Genomic DNA, 17,007 nt, shown 5'->3' with positions numbered 1-17,007 from the left:
CTATTGTATAAGATAATCTTTAACTAATAATTCTTCTAAAACATTAATTTCAATCTTTAAATCCTTTATATAATTATTTTGCAAATACTTCATTGAATTATATGGATACTCAATTAATGAATTTATATAAACATAACTTTTAAAATCCAAATTTTCTTTTTCTATCACTTCACTCAGCAAATCCTTTAATTCATCCCTATAGTTTCCTCTTATCTTTTTTAAGTAGTTATAATAGTCATCTTCTACCATATTAAATTTTATATTCTCTGTATTTTTTATAAAAATCCTTTTCTCACCCTTCTTAATTTCATAATATATCCTACCAATACATACTTCTTCTCTTTCCATAGCCCTTCTTATAAGCTCTTTATAACTAATATTTTCAATACACTCTAAGCTTTTTTTTGAAGTATCTAAGGCTATATTAATTAATTTATTACTTTCTTCTAATTTATCTACTCTTCTAATCCATAGTTTTAAAATTTGAACATGCTTCCATATATCATTTCTAAATTTAAATTTTATCCTATTTTCCTCTTTTAAAAATTCTTTGTGAATTTCACTTATTGTATTTAAATACTCTAATGGATCATAAAATCTTAATTCCCTTTTTTCCTTTTCTATTTCTTTTCTAGGTAATACTTCTATATTATTTTTATTTAAAAATAATTCTAATTCTTCACTCAAATTAAATCACCTCAAAGTAAAATTACTTAATTCATCAACAAAATTCTGTCTAAGTTTTCTATCTTTTTCGTATTTACCTAGTTTCTTTAAAAAATGTTCTTCCTCCCAAGGCTGTTGCTCCCAATAATATTGAAGTCCTAATTGCCAATAGGCTTGAGGAAACTCAATAAAAGAAGCCATAATAGGAAATTCTTCATTTCTTACTTCTTTATTATTTAAATAACTATCTATTATATATTTAAATAAATTTAAGTCCCATCTCCCCTCTTTCATTGTCCTAATGCATATGCTACTTAAATCATGTAAGTGAGAATCTAAAATACAGTAATCAAAATCTATTATATTTATTTCATTATTTTCTAATAAAAGTACATTATGATCTGCATAATCATGATGACAAAATCCCAATTTTTTAACTTCTTTTTTCATATAGTCAAAATAACCACTACTTTTTATGTGCAAAAGTGTTCTTTCAACTCTTTTTAATTCCTCATCCATAATAGAAAGATATAACTTATCAAATTCTGACATATACGCTTTCTGATATATTCTTTTTTTAAAGTCAATAATTTCTTCTCCTCTTGTTTCAAATATCTTATACCACCTTCCCCATGCTATCCTAGGGTTAAGTGCCTTATTTATAACAAACCCCTCACTACTATTATGTAGTTCACTAAGCTTTTTAGCTGCTAATCTTAAATCCGACTTATTTTTATAATCACATTCTCTACATTTTATCCAAGGAGTTAAATAAGCTAATTTATCATGTAGCTTTACATAATCTTTTCCGTCTACAGTATCTAGTATTTTAGGAATTGATTTAAATCCATTTTTCACAAGATGCTTTTGAGCAGAAACTATAAAATAAAAATGAGGATATTGATATTTTATTACCTTCAAACAATACTCCTCATCCCTGGTTATAATTTTATATGTGTTTTTCACTTTTATTACTTCTTTGCTTTCTATACCATAGTTAAGTAAGATTTTATCCTTTATATAATCCTGTTCCATAAACTTACTCCTACTTTCACTTTTTAATTAGTATATGTTGATTAAATTCTTCTTGTTACATGCACATTTTATATTATTTATTAATATTATTAATTATAATTATTATTTTTCTAAGGAGTGGAATCTTAATGTATAACTTAATAGATGCAAGAGGTGCAACTTGGTATAGAGGAACAGGTATAGGAACATACACATATAACCTATTAACAAACATATTAAAATTAGATAAGGATTCATCTTATGATTTATTATGCTCTGGAGAAAAAATACCTGAGTTTGAAACTGAAAATACTAAAATAATAATGTCTTCTAGAAAACATCAACGTTTTTTTGAAGATTACTATATACCATCCTATGCAATAAAAGAAAATATAGATTTACTTCACCTTCCCCAAAATGGACTTGGACTTTCTTCTAAAGGAAACTTTGCAAAATTAGTTACTATTCATGACTTAATTCCATATATTTTACCTGAAACCGTTGGTAAAGGTTACTTAAAAAAATTTCTTCAAAGTATGCCTGAAATAATTGATAATTCAACAGGAATAATAACTGTATCAGAATACTCTAAAAGTGACATCCTAAGATTTTTCCCACACTTTCCTGCTGAAAATATCTTTGTAACACCACTAGCAGCTAATGAAAATTATAAACCTTTAGATAAAGAAAAATGTCTATTTGATGTTAATAATAGATTTAATTTCAATGGTCCATTTATTATGTATATAGGTGGATTTAGCTTAAGAAAGAATGTTAAAGGACTTGTTGATGCCTTTAACAATATTCATAAAAATATTGATGAAAATTATAAACTTCTCATTGTAGGTGGATTAAGAGATGAAGGCTTAAAATTAAAGGCCTATACTGAAAGTTTACCTATAAAAGATAAGGTTATTTTTACTGGATTTATAGAAGATGAATATTTACCAACCTTATATAATGCAACTACCCTGTTTACTTATCCTTCTCTATATGAAGGCTTTGGTTTACCTCCTTTAGAAGCCATGAGTTGTAAAACAGCCGTTTTAACCTCAAATATAACTTCTATTCCTGAAGTAGTTCCATTTAATGAAAGCTTAGTTAATCCAAATAACCCTAAAGAATTATCTTCAAAACTAGAAAATCTATTAAATGATTCAAAGCTTAGAAATAATTTAGAAAATCTATGTTTTGAAAGAAGTAAGGAATTCACTTGGGAAAAAACAGCAAATAAAACCTTAGATGTATATAAAAAGGTAATAAAAATTTCTAAAAATTCATTAATAAAATCATAAAAATCTGCTAAAAAATAATAGTGCAGTATGAAAATTTTAATAAAACTTACAAACAGTAATTCTCACAATATGTTTGTAAGTTTTACTATTATATTTTGATAAAGATCCGTATAAAAATATCTTAAAAACACTTATTATATGATCCATTATTTAAAACTTCTTATAATAAATTATTTATTGATAATTCCTTATTATCAATTAGCTCTAAAGCTTGATCTAAAACCTTCTTACCATTCATAGTTCCATAATCTCCACTATTTATAAGAGTTATTGGTATATTACTATCCATTTTTTTCCTTAAACTATTAAATAAATATCTTACTTGAGGTCCTAACATTATTATATCTGCGTCTTTTTCATATTTTTTAAGCTCATATTCACCTATTGCAATTATAGAACAATCAATATCTAGTTCATTTGCTACTTTTCTCATTTTAGAAACTAATAAAGATGTAGACATTCCTAATGTACATAATAATACTATTTTTTTCATATATAATCCTCCTAAATTAATACCCTTCTTGTTTATAACCTATATTTTTTTGTTTTAGATAAAATATATCTTTAATTTTAAATGACTATTACTACTATTCTATAGTCAAATATAATAATTAATAATTGGTTTTATTGGATATATTTGATTTTTATCTAAAATTTTACATTTAAATTTTATTTAAAATAAAAAGGATGTGTATCAAATAAATTTATTTGATATACATCCTTTATTAAACTAATTAGCAACTAATGTTAAATTTAATTTGACTTTCTTACCATCTCTAATTATCTCAACTGGTACTGAGTCTCCATCATTATATTTACTTTTAGCTTGATTTAATTCTTCTAAAGTTTTTACTCTTTTTCCACCAAATTCAATTATTAAATCACCTATTTTTAATCCTGCTTTTTCTGCGGGACTAAATTCTTGTACTCCAACAACATAAATACCTTCTTCTAAATTATTTTCTTTTGCCAATTCTGGAGTAACAGTTCTAGCTGTAATACCAAGCTTTAATATTGGTTTTGATAATGAATCTAATCTTGTTTTAACCTCATTTATAGGAATTGCAAATCCTATACCTTCAATATCTTCACCAACTTTTTTAGCAGTGTTTATTCCAATAACTTCACCTTTAGAATTTATTAATGGACCACCACTATTACCAGGGTTAATAGCAGCATCTGTTTGAATATAATCTAATACATTTCCGGTTTCTGTCTTCATTTTTCTATTTGGTGAACTTACTATTCCTTTAGTTACTGTTGAACTAAATTCTTTTCCTAGAGGATTTCCTATAGCAATTACTTCTTCACCAGCCTTAACTGTAGATGAATCTCCTAATTGAGCTATTCCAGGCATTTTAACATCATCTGTTATTTTTATTACTGCAACATCTCTTTCTGCATCATAATTTACAACCTTAGCATTAACTTCTTTTCCATCTGAGAATATTACTTTAACTTCTTGAGCTCCATTTATAACATGATAGTTTGTAACAACATATCCATCTTCATTTATTATAAATCCAGATCCTAAACCTTCTTGCTCCTTTACATTAAAGAATTGATCTCTTACTAAGCTTTTTGTAGATACTCCTACAACGGCAGGTGTAACTTTTTCAACTACTTGTGGAACAGTTAATGCTCCATCTTCGCCTTTAAATTCTGGTGGATTAGTTGCACTATTACTATTATTTTCTAATGTACTTACCGGTATGCTATTTTTAAAAGCATAATAAACTCCTCCAGCTCCTATAGCTCCTCCAAGAATTGCAACTATAACAGCACCTGCTATCATAGCTATTCCTCTTTTAAATCCACTCTTTTCCTTTACTTTTTTATTTTTACTATTATCATTAGATTCTTTCAAAATTTTTGAGTTTACATCAGAGGACTTTATATCCTCTCTTTGTTTAACTTCCTCTTTTGAATTAATTTCATTATCTATATTTAAGTGCTGAGTTTGATCTATGTTAGTTTGCTTAGTATCATTATTTGACTCTATATTTTCTTTGTCTTTTATGTCTTTATCTGAATCTAAAGTTTCATTTTCTTTATGATCAAAACCAAAGTAGTCATTTAAGTTTTCATCTTTTTTATTAAAATCACTCATTATACATACCCTCCTAAACATTTGTTTTACAAGTTAATAGTAACCATTTTTTGTGTCATTTCTATGTCATGTTTATGTCATTTCTATGTCATAGGATATGTTTATACTCTTAGGCTAATTTTGCTCTTCCAAACTATTATCTTGGATAAATCTTATACTATCTAAAAATAATTCTGGCTTCTCTAAAGGTATAACATCTGTCTTATTCTTAGCATTTACTATTTGGACTTTATTATCTGAAGTAAGTTTTTTTAAACTCTCCTGCTCTTTAATAAAAGCATTATCATTAACTATTATGCTCAAAGGTTTGCCATTTAATAACCCAGATTTTTGAGAATTACTACTTTTCTCTAAAATATTTGTAAGCTCAGTATAATATCCGCTATTATAATCACTTTTAGTTCTCAAAATATTATACACCTTAAGATTTTCATTATTTAAATTTTCCTCTAAACCATTTGGATTTTTTAACATACCAAATTTATTCATTATTGATGTTAATCCAAAGTATGAACCATATTTTTGTATAAACCTACTAAATTTTTGGCTTGAATATTGTTCCATATAATTTTTATTTTCGCTTAAAGCTTCTTCACTTATTGGATCTACAAGAATAACTCCTTGAACCAAATCAGGATAGAGCTCAGCAAAATTACACATTACTAATCCACCATAGCCTTCACCAACAAGTATATATGGACCACCAATTCCTGATTTTTTAAGAATCATTCTAAGATGTTGAGCTTGTTCTTTAATACCATCATCCTTTATTGATTCAGAAAAACCATATCCTGGTCTATCATAAGAAAATGTTCTATAACCATACTCTTTTTCTATAAGATTCTGAACCTTATTCCATTCACTTAGTCCTAAACCTATATCAGAACTCATGATTATAGTTGGTTTACTTTCTCCCTGGAAATTGTAATAATTTTTCTTACTATCAATTCTTACATACTTAGTATCTGGTTCTATTTTGCTATCGTCAATTTTGTTTACTATCATTTGATAAACAAAGCCTATAAATACTAAAGCTAATATAAATATAAAAATGTTCCTTATCACATTTATAGGCTTTATTTCTATATTCTTGTTCATTTTATGAAATCCATTTGAGTACGGAATAAACCTCATTTGTAATTCAGCCCCTATCTTTCACCTAATCTTAAATTAGGCTTTGCATTAAGACTCATTTCAGATACATTTCCTTTTAATAATTCAAAATATGCAGCACTTCCTATCATGGCAGCATTATCTGTGCAAAGTATTGGTGATGGGAATAAAATCTTTATTCCTCTCTTTTTTCCTTCTCTAAGAAGATTTTCTCTTAAGGCACTATTAGACGCAACTCCACCTGCAATTGCTATTTTATCTGCCTTTCTAATCTTGCAAGTTTTTATTGCATTATCAGTTAACACTTCAACTACAGCCTTTTGGAAACTAGCTACTACATCAGCTTTGTTTATTTCTTCATTTTTCATTTCCATCTTATTTAAATAGTTTAAGACCGCTGATTTAACTCCACTAAATGAAAAATCTAAGGTATTATCATGGAAATTAGCTTTTGGGAATTTTATAGCATCACTATTTCCTTCCTTAGCTAATTTATCTATTTTTGGTCCTCCTGGATATCCTAATCCGACTGCTCTTGCTACCTTATCGAAAGCTTCTCCAGCTGCATCATCTCTTGTTTCTCCTATTATTTCAAATTTTCCATAGTCTTCAACGTGAACTACAAAAGTATGTCCTCCTGATACAACTAAACAAACAAAAGGTGGTTCTAAATCTTTATGATCTATAAAGTTAGCACTTATATGTCCCTCTATATGGTTAACTCCTATTAGAGGTTTATCTAAAGAATATGCTAATCCTTTAGCATATTGAAGCCCTACTAAAAGTGCTCCAACTAAACCTGGACCATATGTAACTGCTATTGCATCTATATCATCAAAAGTTACTCCTGCAACTTCTAATGCCTCTTCTACCACTGCATTTATAGCCTCTATGTGCTTTCTTGATGCAACCTCTGGCACTACTCCTCCAAATTTTGTATGTATATCTATCTGAGAAGATATTATATTTGATAAAACTTCTCTACCATTGACTACAACAGCTGCCGCTGTTTCATCACAACTACTTTCTATTGCTAATATAATTTTTTTATCCATTTTTATCCCTCTTAATTTTAATTTTTCATATAAACATAGAGTATTATACTTTATCTGTTAAATACTTTCAAGAAATGTAAATATATAATGTTACATTATGATATAATCTATATTATTATATCATATGATTGGAGGTTTACTATGAATTCATACGCAAAAGTTATAGTAAAAGGCTCACCTATTACTAAATCAAATTTTAAACTATCAAATTCGCAAGGAAGAGCAATTTTACCATCCAATTCTGGTAAATATCATGATAGATATGCATTGTATGAAGAGCAAATTGCTTATGAAGCAAGAATTCAAAATCCTAATGTTATTTTAGAGGAATCTTTAATAGCTGTGTTAAAAGTTTATTATAAAAGTTCTAAGAGACATCCAGATACAAGCAATATAACAAAAAGTATATTCGATGGAATTGAAAAGAGTGGATTAATAATAAATGATATGCAAATAAGAAGAATAATAACTGAGGAATTTTATGATAAAGAAAATCCTAGATTTGAATTAGAGCTTTTTTGTGAAAGTTCTTATAGTTTTAATTATGAAATAAATAAGCGTAAAGAAACAGCTGAAAAGCTTCTTTATTCACCCCCACCTAATAAAAAAAGAAAAACTAATAATACTAATAAAGAACCAAAAAGTTCTTCATTAAGTAAAGAAAGTTCAAATACTATATGTGCTATTTGTAATAAAACTATTGTAGAAAATGATTTTGTTACAGCTAATAAAGGGACAACTATTATTTGCAAAAAATGTTTACTAAGAATGTAGGTGATTATATGAATATAATTTGTATAGGCGATTCACTTACCTTTGGTTATGGTGTAGGACAAGAAAATTCTTGGGTCTCTCTTTTAAATGATGAAAAAAATAAATTCATAAATAAAGGAGTTAATGGTGATACTTCAACTGGTATTTTATCTAGAATATATTCAATATTAAAATCAAGTGATTCTAGTATTTGTTTAATTATGTGTGGTTCAAATGATATTATAATGAATAAATCAATTAGTTCAATTATTGATAATATACAGTTAATGACTGATGATTGTAATTCACTTAACATAAAACCAATAATTTTATCTCCACCTAAAATATACAATGACTTAGCTATTAAAAGGTGGGATTCTTCAATTGATTATGAAAAATGTAATTCTAATCTTGAAAAATATGCTAAAAAATTAGGTCTATTTTGCAAAAAAAACAATTTGTTATTTATAGATTTAAACTCTACTCTTCCTTTTAATTCTTTAAATTATACTGATGGATTACACTTAAGTTTAAAAGGAAATACACTAATCTCTAACTTAGTAAAAATTCATTTAAAAAATTATCTATAATTTTATATATTTTAAACTTTGAAAATTACACTTTTAAAATATTTTTTTCTAATTATAACTTTGTTTTAAATATAACATAAGACTAATATTCAGATTAAATTTTATTAAAATTCTGAATCTTAGTCTTATTAAAAATTAATTCCCAAGATAATCTTTAATGGAATCTCCAACTTTAAATCCTTCTTTTGTTGCCAAATCAGATAGTTCATAGGCATGCAAAACATTTCCACAAGCAAATATTCCACTTTCAGATGTTTCAAAGTTTTCATTTACTAAAATAGTTTCACTACTATTAGATATTCTTAGTCCAATCTTTTTCCCTAAAGCACTTTCTGGTATCCATGGAACTGATATTAAAAGTGAATCACATTTTATAAAACTTTCTTCTTCTCCACCTTTACTTATAATTACTCCCTCTACTCTTTCAGTACCTAAAACTTCGTTTACCGTATATCCAAGTTTAACAGGAATATCAAAGGTCTCAATTATATCTTCCACAATATATTGAGAAGAATTTAAATAATCCTTACTTTCAATTATAGCTTCTACTTTAGCTCCTTCTATAATAAGCCTTCTAGCAACAATCATATCACTATCATGTGAACCTATTATGACTATATTTTTTCCGGGAAGATAACCATAAAGATTTATAAATCTATGAGCAGTTCCTGAAGTATATATACCTGTAAATTTATTTAAAGGAACACTTACATTTCCCTTAAACTTTTCTCTACTTCCAGTAGCTAAAACTATTGCTCTAGTTTTAATTTTTCTCATACCTTCATTTGGATTAACATAACTTATTTCTTTATCTTTAGTTATTTCTAATACAGTAGTATTTAATTTAACATCTATATCTAACTTCTCAACTTTATTAACTAGGAACTCCACAAATTCACTACCAGTAACAGCTTCTCCTAAAGTTTCTTTTCCAAAACCACAATGTATGCATTGATTTAAAACTCCACCTAAAACATCTTCTCTTTCAAGAAGTAGAACTTTTCCTATTCCATTTTCTTTTGACTTTATAGCCGCTGCCATTCCACTTATTCCACCACCAACAACTACAACATCATAATCACATAAAATATTCTCCATACTCTAAAAATATTTTCTCCTCTCAAAAGTACTATAACTTTATTACCTTATTAGAAGTATTCATAGATTCAACTATAGTGTACATATTACTTATTTCTCCTATAGCTAAATAATCCTTTATTCCATAAAAATCTAAGCATGTTCCACAACTTGTTATATTAACTCCACGCTTTTCTAAAGTTTGTAATGATTCTAAAACTTCTGACTCCTTAACTGTAAGTTTAACTCCACCATTTAAGAATATAATTTCCTTAGGTAGAATGTCACTTTCTGATAAAGTGTATAAGTATCCTTTCATAAGTATAGTACCTAAATCATCATTACCTTCTCCTAATTTATCAGTACCTACTACTATTACAAAGTCATCTTCTCTCTTTTCCATTTTTTTATTACCATTTTTTTCTATTTTAATTATATAATTTCCCTCTTTTTCTGAAGCATCAAAATTGTATCCACATCCTTCTGCATACTTACATACATTATTTTTTGATACTTCATTATCAACTAATACTTCTACAATTCCTTCTTCTATTGAATCAAAATATTTTTTTGTATTTATAACTGGCATTGGACAAGCCATACCTAAACAATCTATTTTTTTCATGACCTCACCTCTTAAAATAATCTATATTATAAAGATATCACATTTTTATAAATTGAGAAAATCAAAGTATTCTAAAAAAAGTTCTTTTTTAATATTTTTTGTAATAATTCCTTCATATTATTAGCATATTATTTTATGATATAATATTAACAGCTTTGAATAATAAAAGAAGGGGTGTTTCAATGCAAGAAAAAGTTAAATTAAATAATAGGCTTTCTAAATTTAAAGAGTCTCTTAATAAAAATGCTTTAATAAGACTATGTTTTTACATATTTACTCTTATAGCAATAGTTTTAAAAGGAGCACTTTTTTTAGGTTTCTCTTTAAACCAAAACCTTTACTCACTTAATTTTAGTTTAGGATATAGACAAGCTTCTTATTTTATTAATTACTACATAGCATTTGCAGCAATATTTGTAAGTATATGTTTTTTATTTAAAAACAAAGGTAAATTTTTCTCATTAATAATTGTAGATTTATTTATAACCTTAATTACAGTAATGGACGTTTGGTATTTTAGAGGGTTCCAAACAGTTCCTTCAATAATGCTATTAAAGCAAACTGCTAACTTAGATAATCTTGGAGATAGTATTTTTTCAATGTCTAGTCCATATGATTTACTATTCTTCATAGACTTTATTATTTTAATAATAGCTTTTATAATTTTCAGAAAAAGTTTTAAAAACTGTAAGTCTAATTGGAAAGGTACTCTAGCGGTTTTACTTATATCAATTTGTTACATAGGATATGTTCCTTTTAACGTTAATGTATTAAAAAGAGAAAATGTTAGAAATTCATACTTATTTAGTAACTATGATCCAACTAATACAGTAGAATACTTCTCACCAATTGGTTATCATATTTTTGATATATATAATGTTTATAAAAATTCTAAACCATATAAAATGACAGCTGAAGATGAGACAAAAATAAAAGAATATTATGATTTTAAAAATGAAAATCTTCCTGATAATGAATTTAAGGGAATGTTCAAAGGAAAGAACTTATTAGTAATACAAGTTGAATCTCTTGAAGATTTTGTTATAAATCAAAAAGTAGATGGACAAGAAATAACTCCAAACATAAATAAGTTATTGAATAATTCAATTTACTTCCCTAATATCTTTGACCAAGTTAATGAAGGTACAAGCTCTGATTCCGATTTAATGGTTAATACTTCTATGTTACCATTAAGACAAGGAAGTACTTTCTTTAGAAACCCAGCTACAACTTATAACTCACTGCCTAATATTTTAGAAAAAGATGGCTATAGCACTATTGCTATCCATTCAGATAAGGGCTCTTTCTGGAACTATGCTCAAGGTTTAAATGGAATAGGTTTTGATAAGTTTGTAGATTATTATTCATTTGATCGTGATGAAAATATAGGACTTGGATTAAGTGACGGAAGCTACTTTAGACAAATTGAACCAATGATTAAAGAACTAAAACAACCATTTTATGCATTTACAGTTACTTTAACAAGCCACGGACCATTTGATTTACCAAAAGAATACCGTCAATTAAAGCTTAGTCCTGAACTTAATGATAATGTTTTAGGAGGATATTTCCAAAGTATTCATTATACAGATGCTAAAATAGGCATGTTTATAGAAGCATTGAAAAATGATGGTCTTTTAGATAACACTGTTATTGCAATAGAAGGTGACCACACTGGTCCTCATAAATACTATAACAGTAAGATAGAATCACTATCTAATCCTGAATCTTGGTGGTTAGACAATGGAAATCATACAGTTCCATTAATTATTTACAATCCAAGCATTAAGACACCTATAAAAGATGATGTTTATGGTGGACAAATAGATATAATGCCAACTCTTTTATATCTATTAGGTGTAGATAATAATGTATATCAAAATACAGCTTTAGGTAGAAATCTATTAAACACTAAGAGATCTTATGCTATTTTAACTGACAAAACAATTAAAGGTGAACTTACAGATAAAGAAAAAGAAATAGTAGGAAGCATATTAGATCTATCTGATAAGATGATTAGAGCGAATTATTTTAAAGATAAAATACCTAATGATACTTCTAATAATAATTAAAAAAAGAGAGCTGAATTTTATAATTCAGCTCCCTTTTTTATTTTCTAGAAACATTAAACTTAATAAATAAATCAGTATTAAAAATCAAATATTTGTGTATTTACACTTTAATAATAAATTATTATATTCTATTCGCTTATTTTGTTAGCTCCATATACATTTTCAACTGTTTCATCCCAATACTTAACATAATCTCCTACAGCCCATTCAGCCATAACAATCTTTTCATCATTATTTATATTTATTTCACCTAATCTTTCACCAATTCTTCCATCAATAATTTTATATATTGATAATTTATCTTTAGCTAATGTTATAGCTATTTTTCCATTTGGTGCTGTAACAACATCTCTAACATCTCTTCCAAGAGATAAAACCTGACTCCATGGAACTGCTAAAGTATCATAATTTATTAATATAGGAACTGGATTTATATTTATATCAAAAGTTTTAGGATAATCTAATGAATTCTTTTCATTTAATATTCCTTCTAAATGCCAATTACCATTCTTTCTTTGGAGAGTTATATTAGAATATTTATTTTTAGAATAATACTCTCTTCCGTCAATATCATACTTTTGAATAGCATTCTTTTCACTTTTGTTATAATTCTCCTCTTGTTCTTTTCCAAATAAATTAACTATATCCATACTCTTATTAGTGTCCATAGTATTAATAGGAATTATACTATATTCATTAAATGTGCCTCTAAAGTTGTCACTTCCAGAATAAGATTCTAACCCTATATAATCATTTCCTACAAAAGTTATTTCCTCATATATTCCTTCTGTATTTTTTTCTCCCTTTATTTCTGTCTTATCATTAGGATCCTTTTTTTTGCTTGTAACCTTAAGTTTATTTTCAATTTTACCATTATATAAATTTGAACTTAAACTTATATTAGAAAATCCATTTATTCTTGGTAATAAAAGAGAGTTTTTTAAAACCCTTATTGGTTGCAATTCATTATTAATCACAGAGATCCATAAAGTTTTATAAGAAGCTTCCTCCAAATTATTATCTTCTATATGTACAGGATCCTTAAGTCCAAGTAAAATTCCTACATCCTTTTGATAATACTCTGGACTTATGCTATTTTCACTTTTATCCTTACTATAAATATCTACGTTATCCGATTCATTAATAGATTCTTTTGAAACAACATCAGAAACTTTCTTTAGCTTAATAAGATTATCAGTTAATAATAAATATGCCTCATTATCATTAATTGAAATAATACTTAAATATGTTTTGTTACTATCATATATAGAATTTACATCTATATATTCGCTTTTTATTGTATCCTTTATTTCATTTTTTATTGATATATTATCTATTTCTTTAAAGAATACATCCCTCTCCATTCTCTTTAACTTAAACTTTGGATTAACTATACTAATACCATTTGCAACTATCTCATCCTTACTTATATTAATAATATCATCTTTTTCTAAGTGAAAAGCATCACTTACGCTACTTGAATTATTTTCATCACTATCATGTAACTTACTTACTACTTCCCATTTCCCTAATATCTTTATATTATCTGACTCTGGTGGAGTTATTTTAGATATATCAAAAGATTCTTTTTGAGAACATCCTATCATAAAAAAGCTAACAATAGTAAAGAATACTAAAAAAATTTTCTTCATAAAACACCTCTTTTGATTAATTTAAATCCTCCTCAACACTCCTAATTAATTTCTTAGGTAAATATATAACCACTTTCGTTCCTTTACCCAATTCACTATAAATTTCCAAACGACCTTCATGTAAAGCTATAATTTCATCACATATAGATAACCCTATTCCATTTTGCGAATTTGAATTTTTACCCTTATAAAATTTCTCTTTTACTCTAGGCAACTCTTCTTTACTTATTCCACATCCAGTATCAATTATATTTATATATATTCCATCATCAGAATATACAAACTCTATTGTTATCTTTTCATTTTCATTGGTGAATTTAAATGCATTATCTAGTATATTTATAAATACTTGCTTTAACCTGTCTTTATCTCCTACAATTATAAAATCCTCTGTAACCCCATCTAATACAAGTTCTTTATGCTCTCTTTCTGCTCTAGGATTCATATATAATCTTAAATACTCTACAAATTCTTTTAGGTTTATTTCTTCATATTTTAATTTTATTTTTCCACTGACAAACTTTGAAAAGTCTAATAACTCCTCTACCATATTACTTAATCTATCAGCCTCTTTTTCAATTATATCCAATCCCATCTTTAAGGTTTCTCTATCTGTAAAATCATTATTTAAAGTTATTGCCCAACCTTTTATTGATGTTAATGGTGTTCTAAGTTCATGAGAAACTGAAGAAATAAATTCATTTTTTAATATTTCCCTATTTTCAATTTCTTCTGCCATTATATTAAGACTATCAGCTAACTTTTCAATTTCATCATTAGTAACAATTTTATTTCTTACTTTTAAATTTCCTTTGGCCATTTGTCCAGAAATTTTTATCAATTCTGTGATTGGATTTACTATACTATTAGCTAAAAAGTAACTTAATATTATACCTATAGCTAAAACTGTTAAACCTATTACCAAAAATACCAAAAAGAAATTTAATATAAAATTATCCACATTTCTAAGTGAACTTATATATCTAATAACTCCTACAATTTCATTTGAAGAATTTCTAAGTGGTGCTGAAATTGACATTACTTTACCAGTATAATCAGGCAACGTTCCAATCCATTTTGCAGTCTCTCCTTCTAATGCTTTTTTTACGTCTATAGGAGTATTGTACTCTTTAGGCTCCAAACCTATAGAATCCATTATCAACTGACCTTTTAAGTTATAAATTTGAACCTGAGCATCTGTTTGCTTCCAAAATATATCTACATCTTCATAAACATTTTCTTCTAGACTGACATTTGATAAATATCTTTTATAAAAATCTACAGATATATTAATTTGACTTAATAATATTTCCTCTGTATTTTGATAATAATATCTAGAAATAAAAATCAAAAACATGGCTGAAACTATAATAATAGTTGATAACAAAAGAACTAAAAAGTTTTTCATTAGCCTAGTCTTTATACTCTTCATAAAATATACTCCTATCTTTCACCTATATATACTTTAAACTCTTAAAATATAAGCTCATAAATATTCACTATATACTTTGTATTTCCTTATAAAATTACTATGAATACTGTAATATATAGCTTTATCTTTTCCATCTAAATCCTATTTTAATAATACCTCTTTAGAATTTTTTTATAGAAATATCTTTATCTCTTCCACCTATATCCTGTTCCCCATACAGTTTCTATATATTTAGGTTTTGAAGAATTATCTTCTATTTTAGATCTTAATCTTCTTATATTAACATCAACTATCTTTGGATCTCCAAAAAAATCTATTCCCCATACTAAATTCAATAATTCATCTCTAGTAAATGCTTTTCCAGGATTCTGCATAAATATTTTCATTAATAAAAATTCTTTTGGTGTTACATCTATTTCTATATTTTCTTTATATAAGCTTTGAGAATATAAATCTAATTTAAAGTTATCCACTTCTATACAATCATTATTATTTTCTTCACTTATTCCTTCTAACCTTCTTATTAATGCTTTTACTCTTAAAGTTATTTCTAATGGATTAAATGGTTTTAAAACATAATCATCTGCGCCAAACTGAAGCCCCATTATTTTATCCATATCTTCACCTTTAGCAGTCAACATTATTATTCCCATTCTAGGAAAGATTTCTCTTAACTTTTGACATACTTCAAATCCATTAATACCAGGTAGCATAACATCAAGTATTGCTATATCAGGTTTTTCTATTAAAGCTCTTCTTATTCCTTCCTCTCCACTTTCACATTCCATAACTTGAAAGTTTTCTCTTTGAAAATTTATTCTTAAAAAGCCTCTTATGCTTTCTTCATCTTCTACTAATAAAATCTTCATCTATATCCTTCAACTCCTTGCATGTACTTTAAAAATTTAAATATATTAAAATTTTTACTTATATTAATTATGTAATAATATTGTTCTATTCCTTTTTAATTATACCAATATGGTTAAAGTTTTTTATTAATAAAAAACCATATTATTTTATCTTTTCTTAATTATATACAATATTATACTTTCTTTAATTACAAATAGCTTACACTAAAAATACTATATTAAACAAGACTTTATCTAAATACAAAAAAAAAGTTATAAATTAATAAAATTATCAATTCATAACTTAAACAATCTATTTTAAATTAAATTTTCACACAAAAAAATGGCTCCTCGGAGAGGACTCGAACCTCCAACCTATCGGTTAACAGCCGAGTGCTCCACCATTGAGCTACCGAGGAACATTTTATTGAAAGATTTTGTTCTTTCAAAATTGCACATAATTAATACTACATTTGGTCAAGCCCTCGATCTATTAGTATCGGTCAGCTGAACATGTTACCATGCTTACACCCCCGACCTATCAACCTTGTGTTCTTCAAGGGATCTTACTAGCTTATGCTATGGGAAATCTAATCTTGAGGTTGGCTTCACGCTTAGATGCTTTCAGCGTTTATCCATTCCCGACTTAGCTACCCAGCTGTGCTCCTGGCGGAACAACTGGTACACCAGAGGTCAGTCCATCCC

Annotated in this window: 15 protein-coding genes, 1 tRNA gene and 1 rRNA gene; 4 read left to right on the top strand and 13 right to left on the bottom strand. The window is 26.8% G+C overall.

The window, feature by feature from the left end; translation table 11 throughout:
• Together Q1J60_RS07320 and Q1J60_RS07315 are read right to left on the bottom strand one after the other, a co-directional pair.
• Entirely contained in the window at window positions 1-687 is a 687-nt protein-coding gene (locus tag Q1J60_RS07320) for a hypothetical protein (protein WP_300260235.1), read from the bottom strand.
• A gap of 6 nt (window positions 688-693) precedes the next feature.
• Window positions 694-1,701, bottom strand: a complete 1,008-nt coding sequence (locus tag Q1J60_RS07315; RefSeq protein WP_300260233.1) for a CotS family spore coat protein — start codon at window positions 1,699-1,701, stop codon at window positions 694-696.
• A gap of 128 nt (window positions 1,702-1,829) precedes the next feature.
• Here Q1J60_RS07315 and Q1J60_RS07310 point away from each other — a divergent pair, with 128 nt between their 5' ends.
• Window positions 1,830-2,975, top strand: a complete 1,146-nt coding sequence (locus tag Q1J60_RS07310; RefSeq protein WP_300260230.1) for a glycosyltransferase family 4 protein — start codon at window positions 1,830-1,832, stop codon at window positions 2,973-2,975.
• Between the two features lie 160 nt (window positions 2,976-3,135).
• Here Q1J60_RS07310 and Q1J60_RS07305 read toward each other — a convergent pair whose 3' ends face one another.
• The 4 genes from Q1J60_RS07305 to tsaD form a co-directional block, all read right to left on the bottom strand.
• Window positions 3,136-3,468, bottom strand: a complete 333-nt coding sequence (locus tag Q1J60_RS07305) for a PTS sugar transporter subunit IIB (RefSeq protein WP_300260228.1) — start codon at window positions 3,466-3,468, stop codon at window positions 3,136-3,138.
• Window positions 3,469-3,705: 237 nt separating this feature from the next.
• Window positions 3,706-5,085 carry a S1C family serine protease gene (locus Q1J60_RS07300; RefSeq protein ID WP_300260225.1) on the bottom strand — a complete coding sequence of 460 codons (1,380 nt, stop codon included), beginning with the start codon at window positions 5,083-5,085 and terminating at the stop codon, window positions 3,706-3,708.
• A 114-nt stretch (window positions 5,086-5,199) separates the two neighbouring features.
• Entirely contained in the window at window positions 5,200-6,219 is a 1,020-nt protein-coding gene (locus tag Q1J60_RS07295) for an alpha/beta fold hydrolase (protein WP_423249122.1), read from the bottom strand.
• 14 nt (window positions 6,220-6,233) lie between these two features.
• Entirely contained in the window at window positions 6,234-7,253 is a 1,020-nt protein-coding gene (gene tsaD / locus Q1J60_RS07290) for a tRNA (adenosine(37)-N6)-threonylcarbamoyltransferase complex transferase subunit TsaD (protein WP_300260219.1), read from the bottom strand.
• Between the two features lie 141 nt (window positions 7,254-7,394).
• Between tsaD and Q1J60_RS07285 the strand changes: the two genes are divergently transcribed.
• A complete protein-coding gene (locus Q1J60_RS07285) occupies window positions 7,395-8,027 on the top strand; it encodes a RusA family crossover junction endodeoxyribonuclease (protein WP_300260216.1) in 633 nt (210 codons plus the stop codon).
• An 8-nt stretch (window positions 8,028-8,035) separates the two neighbouring features.
• On the top strand, window positions 8,036-8,596 hold the full coding sequence (locus Q1J60_RS07280) for a GDSL-type esterase/lipase family protein (RefSeq protein ID WP_300260214.1): 561 nt from the start codon (window positions 8,036-8,038) through the stop codon (window positions 8,594-8,596).
• A gap of 135 nt (window positions 8,597-8,731) precedes the next feature.
• On the opposite strand, the gene Q1J60_RS07275 is transcribed toward Q1J60_RS07280, so the two are convergent.
• Both Q1J60_RS07275 and yedF read right to left on the bottom strand, forming a co-directional pair.
• Window positions 8,732-9,694, bottom strand: coding sequence for an NAD(P)/FAD-dependent oxidoreductase (locus Q1J60_RS07275; RefSeq protein ID WP_300260212.1), 963 nt, complete (start codon window positions 9,692-9,694; stop codon window positions 8,732-8,734).
• A 31-nt stretch (window positions 9,695-9,725) separates the two neighbouring features.
• Window positions 9,726-10,298, bottom strand: coding sequence for a sulfurtransferase-like selenium metabolism protein YedF (gene yedF / locus Q1J60_RS07270; protein WP_300260209.1), 573 nt, complete (start codon window positions 10,296-10,298; stop codon window positions 9,726-9,728).
• 182 nt (window positions 10,299-10,480) lie between these two features.
• Here yedF and Q1J60_RS07265 point away from each other — a divergent pair, with 182 nt between their 5' ends.
• Window positions 10,481-12,370, top strand: a complete 1,890-nt coding sequence (locus tag Q1J60_RS07265) for an LTA synthase family protein (protein WP_300260206.1) — start codon at window positions 10,481-10,483, stop codon at window positions 12,368-12,370.
• Between the two features lie 128 nt (window positions 12,371-12,498).
• Here Q1J60_RS07265 and Q1J60_RS07260 read toward each other — a convergent pair whose 3' ends face one another.
• The 5 genes from Q1J60_RS07260 to Q1J60_RS07240 all read right to left on the bottom strand — a co-directional run.
• Entirely contained in the window at window positions 12,499-14,022 is a 1,524-nt protein-coding gene (locus Q1J60_RS07260) for a hypothetical protein (RefSeq protein WP_300260204.1), read from the bottom strand.
• Window positions 14,023-14,038: 16 nt separating this feature from the next.
• Window positions 14,039-15,454 carry a sensor histidine kinase gene (locus Q1J60_RS07255; RefSeq protein ID WP_300260201.1) on the bottom strand — a complete coding sequence of 472 codons (1,416 nt, stop codon included), beginning with the start codon at window positions 15,452-15,454 and terminating at the stop codon, window positions 14,039-14,041.
• Between the two features lie 185 nt (window positions 15,455-15,639).
• Entirely contained in the window at window positions 15,640-16,323 is a 684-nt protein-coding gene (locus Q1J60_RS07250) for a response regulator transcription factor (RefSeq protein WP_300260198.1), read from the bottom strand.
• Between the two features lie 323 nt (window positions 16,324-16,646).
• A tRNA-Asn gene (locus Q1J60_RS07245) sits at window positions 16,647-16,721 on the bottom strand.
• Window positions 16,722-16,775: 54 nt separating this feature from the next.
• Window positions 16,776-17,007, bottom strand: a 23S ribosomal RNA gene (locus Q1J60_RS07240); the annotation flags it as partial.

This window comes from Clostridium sp. (assembly GCF_029258205.1).
Classification (GTDB): domain Bacteria; phylum Bacillota; class Clostridia; order Clostridiales; family Clostridiaceae; genus Sarcina.
Note: the sequence above shows the minus strand (reverse complement) of the source record. Positions and strands in the feature narration are given on the sequence as shown.